The following is a 20,447-nucleotide window of genomic DNA, read 5'->3' as shown; positions in this document are numbered from 1 at the left end:
CGGATGATCGCCAAAGCGACATATGGCAACGATATCACACATTTTCAGCCGTTTGCGTGATCGCCACTTGGTGCAACATTGCTTTGATGGTGGTCGGTAAATCTTTCAAAGCGGTTTAAAACCGGCAAGGAACGGGGGATATTTGGCACTTGGCAGGCAATTCTTTCCCCTTGATAGACTTGTGCCCGATTAAAGCCGTACGGGGGTGATATCGGTGTGTATGATGATGTTGCGATCCCGCCGAATTCCGGGGCGGGTGAAAATAATCATAGGAATGACCCGATTGATGTCGAGCAGACTTGACCCTGTACCCGCTGGCGCGTTAAATCCTTGCCAGAATTTTTTCAGATAAGCGGGCAGGTTGCCCGCTTTATTGTGACCGGATTGGAGCCGTTTTCGTGGTTGATATTTTCCAGGAAGTCGAAGAAGACCTGAAGCGTGAACGCAGCGAAGAGCTGTGGCGCAAATACGGGAAATACGTGATCGGCGTTGCTGCGGCCATCGTTCTGGGGGTTGCCGGTCGTGAAGGCTGGAAAACCTATGAAACCAGCACCAGCATCGAAAACGGAACCCGTCTTGCCAATGCTGTAGAGCTGGCACAAGACAGCGCAACCGACGAGGACGCCGCACTGGCCGCCCTTGATGCGATTATTGCCGACGGCAATGCCGGTTTTGTCGCCCTTGGTCATTTCCAGAAGGCGGCTGTTTATCTGCGTTCGGGCGCAACGCCGTCTGCGATCACCGAACTCGAAGCGATTGCCGGTAATTCCGACATTGATCAGGTTTACCGTGATCTTGCGGTTGTCCAGATCGCAATGAACAGTGCAAGCGCAACCAACGCGCAGGAACTGATTTCGCGCCTGGAACCGATCGCGGTGCCGGAAAACGCCTGGTACTACTCGGCCCGTGAAATGATTGCGCTGTTGCATATCGCCGGTGGCGAGGTCGAGGCAGCCAAGCCGCTTCTCACCGAGATCGCCGATGATAACAGCGCACCGGCGGGCATGCGTGCACGGGCAAGTGAAATTCTCAAGGCTGTTGGTGCCTGACGACACCCGGGCAACAACGGGGCGCGATCAGCGGTCCATATGACGTGAGTTCTTTCAGGGGAAACGGTTTTGACCACACGCGGTATTAAGTCACTTCTGTGCGTAATGGGCCTTTCGGGCCTTTTGGCAGGGTGTTCTGGTTGGCTTGGCGAGGCAGAGGCCCCGCCACTTCCGGGGGAGCGTATCTCGGTCCTTGCCTTGCAAAGCACGGTTCAGCCTGATGTGGAACTCAGCGATCAGCGTGTGATCCTGCCCGAACCCGAACCTATGGTCGATTGGCCGCAAAATGGTGGTTACCCCAGCCACGCGCTTCATCATGTCGGTCTTGAAAATGAAGTTCTTGAGCAGGACTGGTCGATTGATATCGGCGAAGGGTCGATGGATGACAACCTGTTGCTTAATCAGGCGATTGTTGCACGTGGCGTGATCTTTACCATTGATGCTGCTGCCGAAGTTCGCGCCTTTGCCGCAAGCTCGGGCAAGGAAATCTGGTCGCTTGAACTCGCACCTGAGGACGAAGAAGACAGTACCCTTCTTGGCGGTGGTTTGGCTTATGAAGCCGGGATCATCTATGCCACCACGGGCTTTGCCGAAATCATTGCCATTGATGCACCAAGTGCGACGGTCCTGTGGCGCCAGCAGGTCACTGCACCGATGCGTTCCGCACCGACTGTGCGCGGTGGTCGCGTGTTTGCCATTACCATTGATAACCAGACCGTGGCGCTCAATGCGCGCACGGGCGAAAACCTCTGGAGCCATCGTGGTGCTGCCGAAGGCGCATCCTTTATCGGTGGTGCCAGCCCGGCGGTTGATCAGGGTGTAGTCATTTCGGCCTATTCCACCGGTGAGCTTTATGCCCTTCGCGTGGAAAACGGTCAGGTGATCTGGTCTGATGCGCTGGCGGCTGCCGGTCGTACCGATGCGGTATCGGCCATTGCCGATATTCGCGGTTTGCCGGTGATTGATAATGATCTGGTGGTTGCGACAAGTAACTCCGGCCTGACCACGGCGATTGACCTGCGTACGGGCTATCGCGTCTGGGAATTGGAAGCCGGTGGCATCCAGTCGCCATGGGTGGCCGGCGACTACGTATACCTGCTAACCAATACAAATGACTTGATTGCCTTGCGTCGGAAGACCGGACAGGTTAAATGGGTGACCGTTCTGCCCCGTTTTACCGATCCCGAGGAACAGGAAGGCCCGATTGTCTGGACAGGGCCGGTTCTGGCCGGTGACAGGTTGATCGTTGGTAACGAGCAGGGCGAAGTAATGACTGTCTCCCCTTATAGCGGTGATATCCTCGGTCAGGATGAAGTATCCGGCCCGATCACTTTGCCGCCATCTGTTGCTGGTGACAGCCTTTACTTCCTGACTGCGGATGCCGATCTAATCGCATATCGCTGATCAGTCAGGAACGAATACAGTTTTCGCAAGGTTTCCTTGCAGGTTTTGCGATGCGCCGTGGGCCTCAATGCCCGCGGCGCATAACGCCTTTTATAACGAGAGTCTGAAAATCAGATGTCGCTGAAAGTTGCCATTATCGGTCGCCCCAATGTCGGGAAGTCGACCCTGTTTAACCGTCTGGTCGGCAAAAAGCTGGCACTTGTGGACGATCAGCCCGGTGTGACCCGTGACCGCCGTTACGGCAAGGCGCGCCTTGGCGATATGTCGTTTGACATTATCGACACTGCCGGTCTGGAAGAAGCGTTTGATAATTCCGTCGAAGGCATGATGCGCCAGCAAAGTGAGATGGCGTTCGAGGAATGCGATGTTGCGCTGTTCCTGATTGATGCCCGTGCCGGCCTGACGCCGCTTGATAACCATTTTGCCGATTGGCTGCGCAAGCGCCAGAAGCCGGTCTATGTCATTGCCAACAAGCACGAAGGCCGTGATCAAGATCCGGGGTTGTACGAGGCATACGGCCTTGGTCTTGGCGATGTCGCGCCGATTTCGGCCGAGCATGGTCTTGGGATTGAGCTTCTTTATGACATGCTTGAGCCGCACTGGAAGGAATGGAAAGACCGCGAACGCGTTGCCAGACAGCATGCGCGCGAAGCCGCACAAGAAGCCCTGGACGAAGCCCGTGCCGATAGCCTTGCAGATGACGATTTTGACGATGAAGACGGTTTTGCCGATGACGAAGGCGAAGTCTTCCCGTCCTATGAGATTGAATTCAGCGAAGACGATGAAGACGAAGATGGCGAACTGATTGTCGAAGGCGCACGTGACAATTCGAAAATCCAGCTGGCGATTGTCGGTCGTCCGAATGCCGGCAAATCAACGCTTCTCAACCAGCTTCTGGGTGAAAACCGTGTGATGACAGGCCCGCAGGCCGGCTTGACGCGTGATTCCATCGCTGTTGACTGGTCCTATGACGGGCGTCCGATCCGACTGGTTGATACCGCCGGGATGCGCCGCAAGAAGAAGATCGATGACCGCGTTGAAAAGCTGTCCGTCGCCGATACCCTGCGCGTGATCCGCTATGCGCAGGTCGTGGTTCTGATGATCGATGCGACCAACACGCTTGATAAGCAGGATCTGACGATTGCGCGTATGGTGCTTGAGGAAGGTCGTGCACTGATCATTGCGGTTAACAAGTGGGATGCGATCAAGGACAAGGCGGGCGTCATGCAGGACCTGCGTGACAAGCTTGACGTTTCCTTTGCGCAGGCCAAGGGCATTCCGGTTCTGACCTTCTCGGCCCTGACCGGCCGTGGCACGGATCGCCTGATGCCGACGGTGCTTGATATCCACGATATCTGGAGCCGCCGTATCCCGACTTCGCAGCTTAACCGCTGGCTTGAAGCTGTTACCGAACGCCACCTGCCGCCGGTCATTTCCGGGCGTCGTATTCGCCTGCGTTATATGACCCAGGCGAAATCGCGTCCGCCAAGCTTCTTTATCAACTGTTCCAAGGCGGCTGAGTTGCCCGAAAGCTACACGCGCTATCTGATCAATGGTCTGCGCGAAGATTTCGACATGCCGGGCGTCCCGATCCGCATCTATTTGCGTAGCAGCGACAATCCCTTTGCCAACAAGAAAAAGAAACGCTAGTTTCGATTTGTAGCCAAACACAACAAAGCCGCCCGTCGGAAACGAGGGCGGCTTTTGTGTGTCTTGGGTGTTCCGGGCGCTTTAATCGATGGCAGTCGACGGACCGTTATCAATGATTTCCTTGATATGGTCGGGAAGGTCCTGTTCGGTGAAGCCTTCCTGAATTTCACAGCTTTGGACAAAGGCGAAAATGTCTGCGATGTCCTGACCGGAAAAATCGATCTGATAGCCAAGATCAGCTTGCTGCAGGGCCAGCATCTGCGGTGCGCCGCGCCACATGCGGGCAAAGAATTCAAACGGCTCGCGCGCGATATTCATGTTTGATGCATCAAGGCTGGTCGCTGTGTCGCTACCGACATTGTTGACCGAATGACAGATGACGCAGCCACGTTCGGCAAACAGGGCCTTACCGCGTTTTGCATCCATTTCGGCCTGTGCCGGGGCGCTCGGAAGGATAAGTGTGCCAAGGATGGCGGCGGTGATCAGTGCGACGGCTTTGTTCTGTCGGAAGGTCTGTCGCATCTTGGTTCCCTCTGCGCTTGCAATCTCTTTATCGGCGTGTTGCGGGCATGGTAACGGTGCGGTGGGCAGTTTGGCAATCAATTGATTGCCAAGGCAAAACAGCAATATTTCCCCGTCCTATTCCATGATGTCGAGTTCTTCGACAATCGCATCAAGCGTATCGGCACGCTGTTTGACCGACTCCGGGTTCTTTCCGGCATAGGCAATGCCCATCAGGCGCAGCATGGATAGTAGCGTCGCATGTGTTGGCAATAGTCCATAGCTTGCAACATGGCAGGGCAGGACCACGTCGGAAAAGCGCGCGGCCTGTTTTTCATAGCTGTGATCAGTCAGGGTGACGACGCGCATGCGCGATGTGCGGGCATAATTGATGATCGGGCGCATCACCTTGGGGCGGGTGTCGAGCGTGAGCAAAATCAGGACATCTCGCGGGCCGACCATGGCCAGATCGCTTGACCAGTCTTGGCCGACTCCCGAAATGTAATGAACGCCATGACGCAGGCGTGAAAACATCGCCCGACCGGTCCGTGCAACACCATCCTCGGCCCCGAAACCAAGAAACCAGACACTGGGTGCTGAAGCAACAATATCAATTGTTTCCATCAGTTTGTAGGAACTGAGTTCCTCGAAACTGCGCGTCAGGTTTTGAAGTTCCAGTTCCAGATGGTCGCCAATGGAACGGCCCAGTGAAACGGCCGTTTCTGAAACAATGGTCTGACGATATGGCTGTTTTTGGTTGCGTTCTTCACGGGCCTGCAGGCGGACTTCCTCAAAATCGGCATATCCAAGGGTACGAAAAAATCGTGCGGCCGTGGCCTTTGATACGCCGGATAGATTGGCGATCTCGGTTGCCGTATGAGTTTCGATAATATCCTGATTTTCAAGGATAGTTTTCGCAATTTTCTTTTCGCCGCTTGTCAGGCGGGCCTGTTTTTCCTGGATGCGTAAGATCAGTCGAGAGGCCATTTTCGACCCTTGTACCTAGAGGTGAGCCAAGAAACATCTTGACGAATGAAACAGGTGTTTCTTATTTTTGAAACAGTGAAACGCACAATTATGAAACGACGCAGGATTGCATCATGTCAACCTCCAAGGTGGTTCGCGAACGAATTTGGTCAAAGCTTCACGACGTGGCAAAGCCCGATACACGTTTCCATTTGAACTTTGCTGAAGTCATTCCTGACTTTGACGGCTCCGAACAGGCGGTCGACAAGATCGTTGAAACCGAAGCTTATCAGAAATCCGAGTTTGCCTTTATCACCCCGGATAACTGCCTTGCCGATCTTCGTCGTCGGATGATCGAGGATGGCAAAACTTTTGTCATGTCGACCTATGGCATTTATCGCGGTTTTTTGCTTCTTGAGCCTTCCATGGTTCCCGATGGGGCCGCGCTTTATGCATCCTGGCTGGATGGTATGGAGCATTTCGGCCGCCCGATCACCCTTGAAGAAATCGCCAAACGTGGCCGCTTTGACTACATGGTCACCGGTGCGTCGGCCGTGTCGATGAACGGGGTGCGGTTTGGCAAGGGACACGGGTTCTTTGACCTTGAATGGGGCATGTTCACCGATCTTGGTCTGGTCGATGAAACCACCCCGGTTGTGGCCGTTGTTCATGATGTTCAGGTGGTCGAAGAGATGCTTCAACCATCAGAAACCGACATTCTTGTGGATCAGATCATGACACCAACCCGCGTGCTTGATGTCGGGCGCCGGGCAAAACGTCCAAGTGGTGTGAAATGGCCGCTTCTGGACCCAAAACAAATCGAGGAAACGCCTCCGCTTCAGGAACTTCAACGTATTCAGGGGCTGGCATAAGCGCAAAAAATGCGCAGGCCGACCACCGAAATTCATCAGGGAGATTAAGCTATGGATATGAAACTGAGCCGTCGCCGTTTTCTTGGCGCAGCTGCCGCAGGCGCCGCCGCATCCGCCATGCCGTTCGGATCGTTCCGTGCAATGGCCGCATCGCCGTTTGCCATGCAGGCATCCTGGATCAATGACGCGGAATTCGCGGGTTATTTTCTGGGGCTCGACAATGGCTATTACGCCGACGAAGGCCTTGATATGAGCTATGCGTCGGGGGGACCGGATGTTATTCCCGAAAGCACAATCATCACCGGGCGTGCCGATTTGACCCTGACCACACCAGACACCACCATCAAGGCGATTTCAGAGCAGGGCGCACCGTTCAAGATCATCGGCACCCAGTATCAGAAAAACCCGATCGGCATCGTTTCATTGAAATCCAACCCGATCAACAAACCAGAAGATCTTGTCGGCAAGACTCTTGCCGTGCCGCCGGTCAATGTCATTTCGGTTGAAGCGATGCTGAAACTGAACGGTATCGACAAGGCCGATGTTAACATTGTTCCGTATGCATATGATCCGACCCCGCTGATCAAGGGTGAAATTGACGCCAGCCTTGATTTCACCACCAATGTTCCGTTCACCATTTCCCAGCAGGGGGCAGAGGCAACCTCGTTCCTGCTTTATGATTTCGGCTTTACCATCTTTAACGATACAGTTGTGGTGACCGAAGAAACGCTTAAAACCAAGCGCAAGGAACTGGTTGGCTGGTTGCGCGCATCGCGTCGTGGCTGGGAAGAAAACTTTGTTGATCCGACTGTCTGGCCGCCGAAATGGGCCGATAGCTGGTTCAAGGGAACGGGCCGGACCATCGAAAACGAAATCTACTTCAACAAGGCTCAGCAGCCGCTCGTTGAAAGCCCGAATGGCATCTTCTCAATGGCTGAGGACGACATCGAAGCCTGCCTGACTGCCCTTGGCCAAATTGGCATCAATGGCAGCCGCGACATGTTCGATACCACGCTGCTTGAGGAGATCTAGGATGCCCTCTGGGGGGATCACATTCCACGGTGTCTGCAAGACTTTCAGCGGGCGCGGAAAAACCATCGAGGCGCTCAGGGATATGTCCCTGAGTTGTCCTTCGGGGTCGTTTACCGCGATCATCGGTCCGTCAGGCTGTGGCAAGTCCACAGCCATGCGGATTGCGCTGGGTCTTGAAGATGCCGACAAGGGCGCGGTGCTGATCGAGGATCGCGAACCACAGGATGCGACGCGGGCCGGTCTGACCGGTGTTGCCTTTCAGGATGCGGCACTTCTGCCCTGGCGGTCGGTGCGCCAGAATGTCGAAGTGCCCTTGGAAGTCCTCAGAAAGAACATTCGGGACTTTGCCCCGGATGTTCAACATTTGATCGAACTGGTTGGCCTGAAAGGTTATGAAAATGCCCTGCCGGGCGAACTTTCCGGCGGAATGCGCCAGCGTGTGGCAATTGCCCGCGCGCTGGTGACCCGTCCGCGCGTGCTTTTTATGGATGAACCTTTTGGCGCACTCGATCAAATCTTGCGGCGTCAGATGAATCTTGAACTGCAACGCATCTGGCAGGAAAGTCAGGCCACGGCATTTCTCGTCACCCACGGCATTGACGAGGCCGTCTTCCTTGCGGACCGGATTGCAGTGATGTCGGCCAATCCGGGGCGTCTTTCGGTGGTGATTGATGTTCCGTTCGAACGCCCGCGCAAACCCGAGCTGTTTTCCGATCCCGCCTTCCATGCCCTGTGCGACAAGGTTGCCGAGGTACTTCATGGCGGGCAATAAACAATGGGCCGCTCCACTGCGCAATGTTGTCGTCCTGCTTCTTGTCTGGGAGGTGGTCGGCAGACTTGACTTGATTGCCGATGGCGCATTGCCCGGGGTCAGCGAGATCCTGATCGGGCTTTGGAACGACCGATCCGACTATCCGCTCCATGTTTGGGAAACGCTCAAGGCATCCGGACTTGGGTTTGTGATCGGCAATCTGCTTGGTGTGGTGGCCGGTATTTTCTTTGTTTTGATCCCGGTGTCATTGCGTGTCTTTCGCGGCTTGAACATTGCGATCTTTGCTCTGCCGCCCATTGCCATTGCGCCGATCCTGTCGCTGACGCTGTCGGGTTTGACCCCGCGGGTGGTTCTTGCCGCCCTTGGCTGTTACTTCGTGACCATGACGGCAACCGTGATTGGTCTGTCCCAGTCCGATAGCCGGGCGGCGGACCTGATCAGGGTTTATGGCGGCAGTAACTGGCTGATCATGCGCATGGTTCAGTTCAGAAGCGCCTTGCCATCCATCCTGTCGGGCTTCCGCGTTGCCGCACCCAATGCAGTTCTTGGTGCCATCCTTGCTGAATTTGGTGGTGGCGGTCGCTGGGGGCTTGGCGCGTATCTTCTGGGTTCGCTTGGTCGGGCCGAACCGGAGCGTCTTTGGGGAATTGGTGTTGTCGCCACCCTGATTGCCGGTTTGGCCTATGGGGTGTTTGCGCTTATGTCGCATCGCTTCGTCGGTGCAAGCCGGGCGGTCACGATGAACATGTCGGTGCCTGAAAAGGCAGGGGATGGATCAAACAGACCACTGTCATCAATTCTGGCCGGGGCGATGGCGGTGCTATTGCCGTTCCTGTTTTGGTGGGCATTTATCCGGCTTCTTGACGTGCCGGCAATGATTTCAAAAACCCCGATTGGCGTGGTGGAATATCTGTTCTTTTCACCTGCGGCGCAAAGCGCTCAGGAACGTTTGATTGCTGCTCTTTGGGAAACGCTTCCGATTACTGGTATCGGATTGTTGTGTGGTTTGTCCTTTGCCTTTTTGCTGGCGATTTCATCACGGCTGTTTCCCGCATTCTTGCGTGCCTTTATGCCGGTCGCTCTGGTGACCCAGACCATGCCGTTGGTCGCACTGACGCCCTTGCTGGTTTTGCTGTTGGGGCGGGGCACGTCACTGACACTTTGGGTGACGATATCGGTCACGTTTTTCCCGGCCTTCGTGATTTTGGCGCAAGGGATATCGATGGTGCCGCGCGCGACCCGTGAACTGGCCATGGCATATGGGGCCTCTGCGGGGCAGGAATTGCGCATCATCACCATTCCGGCATCCATGCCATATTTGTTTGCGGCAACGCGCCTGACGGTGCCGCGCGCGCTTTTGGGGGTGATGATTGCCGAATGGCTGGCGACGGGTAAGGGGCTTGGCAATTTGTTGAACCAGTCGCGCGGTTATATGGATTACGGCATGATCTGGACCGTGGCGGCCCTGTCCGTCATCCTCGCCGTTGTCTTCTATCAACTGGTCGTCGTCGTTGAACGGCGTGTCTTGCTGCGCATGGGCATGAGCACGGCCGAGTAGGCGCGCCTAATCAAACCCAAAACAAAAGGCCTTGCGATATCAGCAAGGCCTTTTGCAATTTTGACTGTTATCCGCGCATCAAGCTCAGGAAGCGTTGACCACTTCACCATGTTTGGTGCAGGTGGCTTCTGCCAGATCGACGAAAACATCGGTGATGCTTTCGGGCGTCGGCAAGGTCTGGGGGTCTTCGCCCGGATAGGCTTCGGCGCGCATTTTGGTGCGGATGCGGCCCGGATTGATCAGGTTGACCTTGACCTTGGTTTCTTCGAGTTCCTGCGCATAAGACAGAACAAGGCTTTCAAGGGCTGCCTTGGTCGACGCATACAGGCCCCAGAAGGCACGACCTTTTGCCGATGCGTTCGAGGTCACGAAGATCGCCCGACCAGCCTCAGAAAGCTGCAGGAGCTTGTCTGTGGTGCGGATCAGGTGGAAGTTTGCCGTGACGTTGGTGGCATAGGTGTTCTGGAACACCTGCGCATCAATATGGCCGACCGGGGCGATTTCGCCCAGAAGGCCTGCGTTACCAACCACAATATCTAGCTTGCCGAACCGCTCATAGATCGACGGGCCGAGCATATCAATCTTGTCAAACATGGTCAGATCGAGCGGCAGCAGGGTAATCTTGCCACCGGCATCCGTGACGTCGTCACTGAGTTCTTCGAGCGCACCGACATTGCGGCCAATCGCAATCACATGCGCGCCCTCGGCCGCAAAGCGCTTGGCAACAGCACAACCGATCCCGTGCGACGCCCCGGTGATCAGGGCGACGCGACCTTCAAGCCGCTTGGTATCGGTCATGCGGACTGCCTTTCAACCAGCTGGGTGAGCTTGCGGTCCTTGTTTTCGGCATTGTGATCGGTGAGCTTGATCGGGTAATCACCCGTGAAACACGCATCGCAGAAAGCCGGATCGTCATTGTCGCGGCCCGGAAGGCCTGTCGCCCGATAAAGGCCGTCAATGGTGACAAAGGCCAGGCTATCAACGCCGATGATCTTTGCCATGCTTTCGATGTCGTGATTGGCCGCCATCAGTTTGTCCTTGGACGGGGTATCAACACCATAGAAGCACGGGTTCATGGTCGGGGGGCTGGTGATGCGCATATGCACCTCTGCCGCACCGGCCTGACGGACCAGATCAACAATCTTGGTCGAGGTGGTGCCACGCACGATCGAGTCATCAACCAGAATAACGCGCTTGCCCTTGAGCTTGCCCGGGTTGGCGTTGTGCTTCAGCTTCACGCCAAGGTGGCGGATCTGGTCGGTCGGCTCGATAAAGGTACGCCCGACATAGTGGTTTCGGATGATGCCAAGTTCGAACGGAATTTTGCTTTCTTCGGCATAACCAAGTGCAGACGGCACACCGGAATCCGGGATCGGCACGACAACGTCGGCATCAACAGAGGATTCACGCGCCAGTTCGCGGCCGATATTCTTGCGCACGTCATACACGCTTGTGCCTTCGACAATGCTGTCGGGGCGGGCGAAATAGACATGCTCGAAAATGCAGAAGCGCGACTTTTGCGGCTTGAACGGCTTGATCGATCGCAGGCCATTATCGGTGATTTCAACGATTTCGCCCGGTTCGACGTCGCGGATGAATTCCGCGCCAACAATATCAAGGCCAACCGTTTCCGATGACAGGATATAGGCATCATTGAGCTTGCCCAGAACCAGCGGACGGACACCAAGCGGGTCACGCACACCGATCAGTTTCTTCTGGGTCATGACGACCAGTGAATAAGCCCCTTCAACTTGACGGACCGCATCGATCAGGCGATCGACGATCTTTTCATACAGGCTGGTCGCAATCAGGTGAATGAAGGTTTCGGTGTCCGAGGTCGATTGAAAAATCGAGCCACGTTTCACAAGACGTTCACGCACCGCAAGCGAGTTGGTCAGGTTGCCGTTATGGGCAATCGCCAGACCACCGAATTCAAAATCGGCAAACAGTGGCTGCACGTTGCGAAGGCCTTTGCCACCCGCTGTCGAGTAGCGCACATGGCCGACCGCACGGTGGCCGGGCAGGCTTTTGATGACATCTTCTGAACCAAAGATGTCGCCAACCTGGCCGGATGCCCGGTGTGCCGGAAAATCTTCGCCGTCATAGGACACAATGCCTGCGGCTTCCTGTCCGCGATGCTGCAGGGCATGCAGGCCAAGGGCCGTTAGTGCCGTCGCATCGGGGGAGCCAAATACGCCAAAGACGCCACATTCTTCACGTAGCTTGTCGTCGTCAAATGGATTGGTGGTCAGCATGAGTGGGTTCCGCTCTCTCGCCGGTGGCGCACGGAATTCGTCATTAGTACGAAACCCACACGCCTCACTCGTTAGTGGTCGCCTCAATCAGGCGATCCAAATCATCGCGCGAGGGCCTTGTATACCCGTTTAGGGGCGCGGGTCCAGTCCCTTTTGGTTCCGGACCAAGAAGTTGGCGATAGGTTTTTTCGTTTGCATCGGCCTCACGCTGAGCGCGTTCAAGCTCTTGGGCGGTGGTATCGAAAATTTCGTCAGGTGCCATGCGCATAATAAGGAACGCGCCTTCTTCCAGAACCGGGCGGGTGCGGGCATCGCGGACCCAGTCGGGTTGCGAATCTGCCGGCAGCAACCAGGACAGGGAAAGAAAGCCGATACAAACGATCAACGCCCCGCGCAGAAGCCCGAAAACAAAGCCAAGCGTGCTATCAAGGCTGTCGAGACCGGAATTCTGAACCGCCCGGCCGATCCGACCACTGATGAACGAGAAAATCAAAAACGAAATCAGAAACAGGCCAACCCCGGTTGCCAGATCGGCAATCAGTTCGGACGGGATCAGTTCGCGCACATAGGGGCGTGCAACCGGATAGCCATAAAGCGCGACAAGCCCGGCCCCGACCCAGCCCATCATCGACAGGGTTTCGTGGATAAAACCGCGGAAAAAGGCAAAAATCCCCGAGATCAGCAGAATGCCGACAACAATCAGGTCAAACACATCACGTGCGCCAAGATCGGGCAGGGCGGAGAAATCCATCTATTCGTAAACCTTGTTCGTCAGTCCGGGTGGCGGAGTGCGTCACTGTGAAGGCGTTTAGTACATGCCTTCGCGCGGACGCACCTTGTCGCGGACATCGTCGCCGAAGAGGTTTACCAAATCCTGAAGATGGCCAATTTCGGTCTGATTGAGGCCCTTGATCGCGAACTTCTTCTTTCCCTGGGTGCCATTCTTGGGGGTATAGGCATTTCCAAAGCCAAGTTTGGTGGCTTCTTTCAGTCTCGATTCGAGTTGCCCGACCGGGCGGACTTCCCCCGAAAGGCCGATTTCACCAACAATCACGGTCTCGGCCGGAACCGGCGCATCGGCAACAGCCGAAATCAACGCAGCCGCAACCGCCATGTCGGCTGCGGGTTCACCAACCCGCAAGCCACCGGCAACGTTGAGGTACACATCAAACTGGCTGAGCGGCAGGCCACACCGGGCGTCAAGCACTGCCAATATCATGTTCATGCGCGCAGAATCCCAGCCAACAACCGCACGACGCGGGGTGGCGAGGGCCGATTGCGCCACCAGCGCCTGAATTTCCACAAGCATCGGGCGCGTGCCCTCAAGCCCGGCAAATACCGCGGTGCCGCTGACCGGCGAGTCACGATCTGCCAGAAACAGCGCGGATGGGTTGGGAACCTCGACCAGTCCGGCATCGCCCATTTCAAACACACCGATTTCATCGGTCGCACCAAAACGGTTCTTTACCGCGCGCAAGATACGGAACTGGTGACCGCGTTCGCCTTCGAAATACAGAACCGTATCGACCATATGTTCAAGAACACGCGGACCGGCGATCTGGCCTTCCTTGGTGACATGGCCGACCAGCAGCACGGCAAATCCCTTGCGCTTGGCAAGGCGGATCAGTTCCAGCGCACATGCACGTACCTGCGACACCGTGCCCGGTGCACTATCAAGGGTGTCGGCATACATGGTCTGGATTGAGTCAATGACCACCACGTCATGGTTGCTCGCTTCCAGCGTGGTGATGATATCGCGCAGGCTGGTGGCGGCGGCAAAGTCGACCTTGGATTTTTCAAGGCCCAGACGGGCGGCGCGCATGCGGACCTGATCAACCGCTTCCTCGCCCGAGATATAGGCGCATTTGTGTTTGGCGGCCATGGCCCCAACGGCCTGCAAAAGGATGGTCGATTTACCAATCCCCGGATCCCCGCCGACCAGAAGGGCGGAACCTGGTACAAGCCCGCCACCACACGCACGGTCCAGTTCGGCGATGCCGCTTATGATGCGTTTGGGGCTGGCACTTTCACCTTCAAGGGCGACAAAATCGATGGTCTTGCCCTTGGCACCCCCGGCAATGCCACCGGTGGCCTTGGGGCCGCTTTCCACGCGTTCTTCCTCGATGCTGTTCCATTCGCCGCAGCCGTCGCAACGTCCGGTCCATTTGCGGTACTCGGCACCACAGTTCTGGCAGATGAAACGGCTTTGGGTTTTGGCCACAGAATGCTCCGCAGATCAAAGAAGTTCAGTAAGGGCGAATGTCGGTCAGACAGTGCTCAGAGATGCTTGAGATCAAGTTCAAGCGGACCTTCGATATCACCGGCAACGAATTGTTGCAAATAGGGGTTATCGGCATTGTCAATATCGGCAACCGGACCATCCCAGATAATCTTGCCCTGATACAGCATGGCGACGCGATCTGCGATCTTGCGTGCACTGGCCATATCGTGGGTAATGGTCATGGCACTGGCACCAAGTTCACGGGTGCATTTGACGATCAGGTCATTGATGACGTCGCCCATGATCGGGTCAATGCCGGTGGTCGGTTCGTCAAAGAACAGGATTTCCGGCTCCGTCGCGATGGCGCGCGCGAGGCCCACACGCTTTTGCATGCCGCCCGAAAGCGATGCCGGGGACATGTTGGCAATATCAGCCTCCAGACCGACATCCTCAAGCCGCGCAATCGCAAGATCGCGGGCCTTGGCGGCTTTCATGCCCTGACCTTCGATCAGGCCAAAGGCAACATTTTCCCACACGGTCAGTGAGTCAAAAAGGGCGGCTCCCTGAAACAGCATGCCGGTTTTCGCCAGCATCTCATCACGTTCAGTGCGCGATGCCGTGGTCATCTCTACACCATCGACCTTGATGGAGCCCTGATCCGGGGTAAGCAGGCCCAGAACGCATTTCAGCGTGACGGACTTGCCGGTACCCGACCCGCCAATGATGGCAACCGATTCACCCTTGGCGACATCAAGGTCGACACCCTGAAGCACCTTTTTCGGGCCAAAGCCCTTGTGAACGTTGCGAAGCGATATCTTGGCTGTGCTGCTCATGATCCTGTCAACCGGCCCTTATCGCGTGAAGAACAGTTCGGTGACGATATAGTTCGAAATCAGGATCAGGATGGAGCTTGAAACAACCGCATTGGTCGTTGCCTGACCAACACCCTGCGCACCACCACGCGAATGATACCCGTGATAGCAGCCCATCAGTGTGATGATGAAGCCAAACACGGCGGCCTTCACAAGACCGGACACCACGTCAAGCTGTTCAAGATACTGGAAGGTATTGCGGATATAGGACCCATCATTGAAGCCAAGCTTGTTCACGCCCACCAGATAGCCGCCCATAACCCCGATGATATCGCCGATCAGAACCAGAACCGGCAGGGTGATCAGACCGGCGATCACACGCGGCACGACCAGATATTTGAACGGATTGGTCGAAAGGGTCACCAGCGCGTCGATCTGTTCAGTCACACGCATGGTTCCGATTTCTGCGGCAATCGCGGCACCAACGCGACCAGCAACCATGAGGCCCGCCAAAACCGGCCCCAGTTCGCGGGTCATGGAAATGACGACCACGGTCGCAACCGCACTTTCGGCCGAAAACCGCGAGAACCCGGAATAGGATTGCAGCGCCAGAACCATCCCTGCAAACAGCGTGGTCATCGCCACCACCGGCAAGGAGAAATAGCCGATTTCACGCATCTGTTTGAAGATCAGGCGGAAATAGATCGGTGGTGTGACCATGTGGCCGATGGTGCGTCCCGCAAATACCGTGACGCGACCGACAAGGGCCAAAAAGGTCAGAAACATATGGCCAACCGGCGCAAAGATCGGCATCTGTACTTCGAAGTCCCCTGTTATCGACCTGCCGGAATTTTCTGGCTGGCTCTTATGATTTAGCTCTCTGTATAAACCCGCCGATAGCGATGTCCAAGAGAAGTTAGAATTTCATAACCGATTGTACCAGCAGCAGATGCAACGTCGTCAACCGTCATCTTGTCATCAAGAAGCGGCACCATATCCCCGGCCTTAAGCGGTTTGCCCGGAAGGTCGGTAATGTCGACGGTGATGGCGTCCATCGAAACGCGCCCGACATAAGGGACTTCGTGCCCCTTGATGATCAGCTTTCCCGAATTCGATAGCGAGCGCAGCCAGCCATCGGCATAGCCAAGCGCAATGGTGGCAATTTTCGATTTGCGTTTTGCCTTCCAGGTGCCGCCATAACCAACAGCCTGATTTTCATCGAGCTCACGCACCTGAAGGACCTTGACCTTAAGGTTTACGACAGAACGCATCGGGTTGGTGGTTTCCGGTGTGGGGTTGCCACCCCAAAGCGCGATACCCGGGCGGCAGAATTCAAGATGGTAATCGTCATTGCGGAAAATTGCCGACGAGTTACAGAAGCCACGCGGAGCCGGGGGCAGGCGGCGGTACCATTTCATGAACAGATCATACTGTTCCTTGGTTACCGGGTTTTCGGCCTCGTCGGCTGCGACCGGGTGGGTCATGTAGCCAGCTTTTTCAAAGCCGTATAGCACCGATGAATAACGATCGACCAGTTCGCTGACCTCGCGCGGGGTCAGGCCAAGGCGGCTCATGCCGGTATCAAGATGGATAAAGGCCGGGGCCGGACGTTCATATTCGCGGCAAAGATTTGACCAGCGTTCGATCTGTTCAAGGTCATTGAGGACAGGGATGACGTCATTTTCGATAAAGAACGCTTCGTCACCGGGCAAAACGCCATTAAGGACCGCAATCCGTCCGCCGCCGCGCAAAAGCGGGAAGAGTTCGGCTGCTTCGTTGGCCTGTGCAACAAAGAACAGGCGGCACCCCTGTTTTTTGAGAACCGGCACGATGGTTTCTGCGCCAAGGCCATAGGCATCAGCCTTTACCACGGCAGCACAGGTGCGTCCGGTATAACGCTTTTTCAGGGTGTGGTAGTTGTCGGCAACTGCTTTCAGATTGATTTGCAGTTCCGCACACTCGGCAGCACGGCCGACGGCGGGAAGAACGGTCATTCGTAATACCCCGTGGAATCCGTTGATGGAAAGGCGTGAACCTTATCCCTGTTCAAACTCTTCTTCTGTGTGATCGAGATCGCCAAACTTGGTGTAGTTCCCGTCGAAATACAGGCGCACGTTGCCCACTGGGCCGTGACGCTGTTTGGCAACAATAACCTCAGCGGTGTTATAGACGTGGTTCAAACGGTCCTGCCATTGCGCATAGCGTTCACCGAACTTGTCGGTGGCTTCTTCCGGACGCTGGGCTGGCTCGGCACGTTCGAGATAGTACTGTTCGCGATAAATGAACATCACGACGTCGGCATCCTGCTCAATCGAGCCGGATTCACGAAGGTCTGAAAGCTGCGGACGTTTGTCTTCGCGCTGTTCGACCGCACGCGAAAGCTGCGACAACGCCAGAACCGGAACTTCAAGTTCTTTGGCAATGGCTTTAAGCATTCGGGTGATCTCGGAAACTTCCTGCACACGGCCATCGCCGCGGAAGTTGGTCGGCGGTGCCAGAAGCTGCAGGTAATCGACGACGATCATCGCAAGGCCGTGCTGGCGCTTCAGGCGGCGGCAACGGGTACGCAGCGTCGATACCGGAAGAGCCGGCGTATCATCAATATAAAGCGGAACGGTGTTGAGTTCCTGGGTTGCCAGCAGCAAGCGTTCGAAATCCTGCTCGTTCAGGTCACCTCGGCGCATGTTATCGCCAGAAACCTCTGCCGCCTGCGACAAAAGGCGCCCGGCAAGCTGTTCTGCTGCCATCTCAAGCGAGAACACGGCAACCGCACCGGTTCGGGTTTCATCGCGGGTATCTTCGCCTGCGGCCCGGTTCTGGTGTGATGCAATGGCGGCGTTAAAGGCCACGTTCATCGCAAGTGCGGTTTTACCCATCGACGGACGACCCGCAAGGATCAGCAAGTCAGACGGGTGCAAACCGCCCAGCTTCCGGTCAATGTCACGCAAACCGGTTGTCACGCCCACAACGCGCCCGGCGTTTTTGTAGGCGTGATCAATGTTTTCATAGGCCTTGGCAAGGGCAGGGCCAAAAGCGACAAAGCCCGATTCCGCTGAACCGGCAGTCGCCAGCGAGAACAGTTTCTGTTCGGCTTTTTCGATCTGGTTGGTGGCGTCGGTATCAAGTTCGTACTGATAGGCTTCGTTGACGACTTCTTCGCCAAGCTCGATCAGTTCACGACGCAAATACAGATCATAGACCAGCTGACCATAGTCACCGGCATTGATCACCGAAACCAGATTGTTTGAAAGTTCGGCCAGATATTGCGGGCCGCCGATTTCGGCAAGATGTTCGTCCTGCTTGAAATAGGCTTTGAGCGTGACCGGGTTCGCAAGCTGGCCGCGTTCGATCAGCTTTCCGCAGGCCTCGAAGATGCGCCCGTGCCGCCCGTCGGCAAAATGCTCGGGGCGCAAAATATCGGACACGCGCTCATAGGCGGCGTTGTTATTGAGGATTGCGCCAAGAAGGGCTGCCTCCGCCTCAAAATTGTGCGGTGCCATGCGTTCGAGCACCATTTCGGCGTCGTCACCACGGTCCGGTTCAAGCGGGGCAAACAGGGCATCTAAATTGGGATCTGTCATGGGCCGAAAAGGTAGCAGGCATCCGCATATGCGCAAAGAGTTAATCGCGCTTGCTCATAGCCGGTATTCCGTCAGCGCAGAGGTCGCGAATGCTGCAGGCTCCTGAAATGCTTTGAAAAAAAATCGACGGGCTTTGGCGTCAGGGCAAAAGAAAACGGCACATCCTTTGGGATGTGCCGTTTTCAAATGGTTCGAAGAACCCGCAATTAAGCGTTGGTTTCTTCTTCGTCTTCCGAAGCAGCTTCGAGTGCTTCTGCAACGTCTTCCGGAACTTCTTCTTCGAAGAGTTCTTCAGCGGCTTCCAGAGCTTCCTCTTCTTCCGCTTCCATTTCCTCGATGGTGCCAAGAACAGCAGAACCCTTGCGGAGCTGTTCAGCGGCATCTTCTTCGGAACGTGCAACGTTGGCGGTTACCTCAATGATAACTTCCGGGTGCAGGTTGATGCGGACCTGATGCAGACCAAGGGTCTTGATCGGCTGATCAAGAACGACCTGGGTACGGGCAACAGTGAAGCCTGCTTCGGTTACTGCGTTTGCGATATCGCGGGCAGTGACCGAACCATAAAGCTGGCCAACGTCGGATGCCTGACGAACGACGGTGACTGCGAGTTCACCCATCTTCTCGGAAACAGCTTCTGCTTCCTTACGGCGTTCCAGGTTGTCAGCTTCGAGCTGTGCTTTCTGTGCTTCGAACACAGAGATGTTTGCTTTGGTTGCACGAAGGGCCATGCCCTGCGGCAGCAAGCGGTTGCGGGCGTGGCCCGGCTTGACAGTGACTACGTCACCCATCTGACCGAGTTTTTCTACCCGCTGGAGCAGAATAACTTCCATCACCGATCCTCCTCATCGCTACGGGTCATCGGTTCTTTCCCCCGCAGCCTGATTAAATGCTCAACAATTCCAAGTCCGGTGATCGCGATAAACGACCAAGTGGACAGAACCGCGACGATGTAAAACACCGTCAGAATTACACGTTTTTGCGGCCATCGGGCTGCCTGCCCATGCACCAGCGCCAATCCCTGAAACAGGAACGGCACCGCCAGTACCACCGCGACGTTGCGCGCCACATAGGCCAGAGAACCATCGGCAAAGCCGACCGTAAACCCGGCCAGGGCAAACGCAAACAGTGACCAGCCAGGCAAGGCAAAGGATGCCATACTTGGTGTCGGACGCAGGTTTTTGCCTGCACGCACCAAAATTGCCTGTGCGATTGCGGCATTGGCGAACAGCATCAACAGCCAGCTCACCGCAGCAATCGCCGGGAAGTACGTCTGGAACATACCAATCAGACCCTGAACATCGGATGTCATGGGGACACCCATTTCCGAGTACATCTGGCTCAGGAACTTCGCGATGAAGTCCTGTATGTCCACACCTTCCGCCGTCAGTGTTCCGGTAACGAAGATCATTACCGTCGCGACCATGACGGCCATGGCACTTACGACAATTCCGGAAGGCAAGAAGGCAACATTGCCATTTTGGTCTTTCCGGATGACCAGCGCCATGCGGGTCAACAACATCGCCGGTCCGGCAAACACGACCATAAAGACCGTGAAAGGCAGTAATCCCCCCAAAAGAACGAGGGCAATACATGCGGCAAATGCCGCAACCAGCAGGCGTTTGGGCCCTTGCCACAATCCCGTCAGGAAAAGCGGCAGATGCCCGAAGTATGAGAGCAAAAGAGCAAACGGATTTCCTGATAGAACCAGCAGGAACAGAACGGCACTGCCAAGTCCGGTCCCGATCGCTATGAGGGTGTCACGTTGCATCATCTA

Annotated in this window: 19 protein-coding genes; 7 read left to right on the top strand and 12 right to left on the bottom strand. The window is 55.9% G+C overall.

Features of this window, described 5'->3' with window-relative positions; all coding sequences use genetic code 11:
- Positions 1 to 398 precede the first annotated feature (398 nt).
- The 3 genes from AUQ43_RS16965 (at position 399) to der (ending at position 4,103) form a co-directional block, all read left to right on the top strand.
- Positions 399 to 1,049 (top strand): tetratricopeptide repeat protein, encoded by a 651-nt coding sequence (locus AUQ43_RS16965; protein ID WP_062957498.1) that lies wholly within the window; start codon positions 399 to 401, stop codon positions 1,047 to 1,049.
- A 69-nt stretch (positions 1,050 to 1,118) separates the two neighbouring features.
- Entirely contained in the window at positions 1,119 to 2,453 is a 1,335-nt protein-coding gene (locus AUQ43_RS16960) for a PQQ-like beta-propeller repeat protein (RefSeq protein WP_232310724.1), read from the top strand.
- A gap of 114 nt (positions 2,454 to 2,567) precedes the next feature.
- Positions 2,568 to 4,103 carry a ribosome biogenesis GTPase Der gene (gene der, locus AUQ43_RS16955; RefSeq protein ID WP_062957496.1) on the top strand — a complete coding sequence of 512 codons (1,536 nt, stop codon included), beginning with the start codon at positions 2,568 to 2,570 and terminating at the stop codon, positions 4,101 to 4,103.
- Between the two features lie 81 nt (positions 4,104 to 4,184).
- On the opposite strand, the gene AUQ43_RS16950 is transcribed toward der, so the two are convergent.
- Both AUQ43_RS16950 and AUQ43_RS16945 read right to left on the bottom strand, forming a co-directional pair.
- Entirely contained in the window at positions 4,185 to 4,625 is a 441-nt protein-coding gene (locus AUQ43_RS16950) for a c-type cytochrome (protein WP_232310723.1), read from the bottom strand.
- 117 nt (positions 4,626 to 4,742) lie between these two features.
- Positions 4,743 to 5,591, bottom strand: a complete 849-nt coding sequence (locus AUQ43_RS16945; protein WP_062957495.1) for a MurR/RpiR family transcriptional regulator — start codon at positions 5,589 to 5,591, stop codon at positions 4,743 to 4,745.
- 113 nt (positions 5,592 to 5,704) lie between these two features.
- Here AUQ43_RS16945 and AUQ43_RS16940 point away from each other — a divergent pair, with 113 nt between their 5' ends.
- The 4 genes from AUQ43_RS16940 to AUQ43_RS16925 are packed head-to-tail and all read left to right on the top strand — an operon-like array spanning position 5,705 to position 9,804.
- Positions 5,705 to 6,442: a 5-formyltetrahydrofolate cyclo-ligase gene (locus AUQ43_RS16940; protein WP_062957494.1), complete on the top strand. Its 738-nt coding sequence runs from the start codon at positions 5,705 to 5,707 to the stop codon at positions 6,440 to 6,442.
- Between the two features lie 51 nt (positions 6,443 to 6,493).
- Positions 6,494 to 7,474, top strand: coding sequence for an ABC transporter substrate-binding protein (locus tag AUQ43_RS16935; RefSeq protein ID WP_062957493.1), 981 nt, complete (start codon positions 6,494 to 6,496; stop codon positions 7,472 to 7,474).
- Between the two features lies 1 nt (position 7,475).
- A complete protein-coding gene (locus AUQ43_RS16930; protein WP_062957492.1) occupies positions 7,476 to 8,246 on the top strand; it encodes an ABC transporter ATP-binding protein in 771 nt (256 codons plus the stop codon).
- Positions 8,233 to 9,804 (top strand): ABC transporter permease, encoded by a 1,572-nt coding sequence (locus AUQ43_RS16925; RefSeq protein ID WP_062957491.1) that lies wholly within the window; start codon positions 8,233 to 8,235, stop codon positions 9,802 to 9,804. The genes AUQ43_RS16930 and AUQ43_RS16925 overlap by 14 nt, the downstream gene beginning before the upstream one ends.
- Before the next feature lie 84 nt (positions 9,805 to 9,888).
- On the opposite strand, the gene AUQ43_RS16920 is transcribed toward AUQ43_RS16925, so the two are convergent.
- The 10 genes from AUQ43_RS16920 to AUQ43_RS16875 form a co-directional block, all read right to left on the bottom strand.
- Positions 9,889 to 10,602: an SDR family NAD(P)-dependent oxidoreductase gene (locus AUQ43_RS16920; RefSeq protein ID WP_062957490.1), complete on the bottom strand. Its 714-nt coding sequence runs from the start codon at positions 10,600 to 10,602 to the stop codon at positions 9,889 to 9,891.
- A complete protein-coding gene (gene purF / locus AUQ43_RS16915) occupies positions 10,599 to 12,059 on the bottom strand; it encodes an amidophosphoribosyltransferase (RefSeq protein ID WP_062957489.1) in 1,461 nt (486 codons plus the stop codon). Before purF ends, AUQ43_RS16920 begins: the two co-directional genes overlap by 4 nt.
- A gap of 64 nt (positions 12,060 to 12,123) precedes the next feature.
- Positions 12,124 to 12,810, bottom strand: coding sequence for a CvpA family protein (locus tag AUQ43_RS16910; RefSeq protein ID WP_062957488.1), 687 nt, complete (start codon positions 12,808 to 12,810; stop codon positions 12,124 to 12,126).
- Between the two features lie 57 nt (positions 12,811 to 12,867).
- Positions 12,868 to 14,280 (bottom strand): DNA repair protein RadA, encoded by a 1,413-nt coding sequence (radA, locus tag AUQ43_RS16905; RefSeq protein ID WP_062957487.1) that lies wholly within the window; start codon positions 14,278 to 14,280, stop codon positions 12,868 to 12,870.
- Positions 14,281 to 14,336: 56 nt separating this feature from the next.
- Entirely contained in the window at positions 14,337 to 15,113 is a 777-nt protein-coding gene (locus AUQ43_RS16900) for an ABC transporter ATP-binding protein (protein WP_062957486.1), read from the bottom strand.
- A gap of 18 nt (positions 15,114 to 15,131) precedes the next feature.
- Positions 15,132 to 15,905, bottom strand: coding sequence for an ABC transporter permease (locus tag AUQ43_RS16895; protein ID WP_008890538.1), 774 nt, complete (start codon positions 15,903 to 15,905; stop codon positions 15,132 to 15,134).
- Between the two features lie 59 nt (positions 15,906 to 15,964).
- Positions 15,965 to 17,086, bottom strand: a complete 1,122-nt coding sequence (gene alr, locus AUQ43_RS16890) for an alanine racemase (protein ID WP_062957485.1) — start codon at positions 17,084 to 17,086, stop codon at positions 15,965 to 15,967.
- Positions 17,087 to 17,128: 42 nt separating this feature from the next.
- On the bottom strand, positions 17,129 to 18,673 hold the full coding sequence (locus AUQ43_RS16885) for a replicative DNA helicase (RefSeq protein WP_062957484.1): 1,545 nt from the start codon (positions 18,671 to 18,673) through the stop codon (positions 17,129 to 17,131).
- 206 nt (positions 18,674 to 18,879) lie between these two features.
- The gene (rplI, locus tag AUQ43_RS16880) at positions 18,880 to 19,503 is read right to left on the bottom strand and encodes a 50S ribosomal protein L9 (protein WP_062957483.1); all 624 of its coding nucleotides are present in this window, start codon (positions 19,501 to 19,503) and stop codon (positions 18,880 to 18,882) included.
- A complete protein-coding gene (locus tag AUQ43_RS16875; RefSeq protein WP_062957596.1) occupies positions 19,503 to 20,441 on the bottom strand; it encodes a DUF2232 domain-containing protein in 939 nt (312 codons plus the stop codon). Before AUQ43_RS16875 ends, rplI begins: the two co-directional genes overlap by 1 nt.
- Between the last annotated feature and the right edge of the window lie 6 nt (positions 20,442 to 20,447).

The organism is Thalassospira sp. MCCC 1A01148, from assembly GCF_001613795.1.
In the GTDB taxonomy this organism is placed as follows: Bacteria; Pseudomonadota; Alphaproteobacteria; order Rhodospirillales; family Thalassospiraceae; genus Thalassospira.
This window is presented reverse-complemented; position numbering and strand designations above follow the sequence as displayed.